Source organism: Larkinella sp. C7 (assembly GCF_006149005.1).
In the GTDB taxonomy this organism is placed as follows: Bacteria; Bacteroidota; Bacteroidia; order Cytophagales; family Spirosomataceae; genus Larkinella.
Genome location: NZ_VBSL01000283.1, coordinates 1 through 313 on the forward strand (window position 1 = coordinate 1; position 313 = coordinate 313).

At 44.4% G+C, this 313-nt stretch carries 1 protein-coding gene; it reads left to right on the forward strand.

Going from position 1 to position 313, the window contains the following annotated elements:
- Positions 1–313, forward strand: a 313-nt coding sequence (locus FH871_RS35430; protein ID WP_212768436.1) for an ATP-binding cassette domain-containing protein, incomplete at both ends; no start/stop codon positions are given.

Consider the following 313-nt stretch of genomic DNA (forward strand, 5'->3'; position numbering starts at 1 on the left):
AACTTGAAACTTAGGGAGTGCCGGGAAGTCAAGTCGAATCCTTGGATTTATGACTTCTTTCCCACTCTCTTTTTATCTTCTTTCTTGAGTGGAGGAAATCAAGAAGTGACCAAACCTATTATTGCTTTTCACCATGTGACGAAAACCTTCGAGGACAGCGGAACCCAGGTTCTCAAGGACATCAATTTTGAATTGGAGCAGGGTAAGTTTTATACCCTGCTTGGGGCTTCGGGTTCTGGAAAGTCAACCATTCTCAACATCATTGCTGGTCTCTTGGATGCCAGCTCAGGTGATGTTTATCTGGATGGCAAGC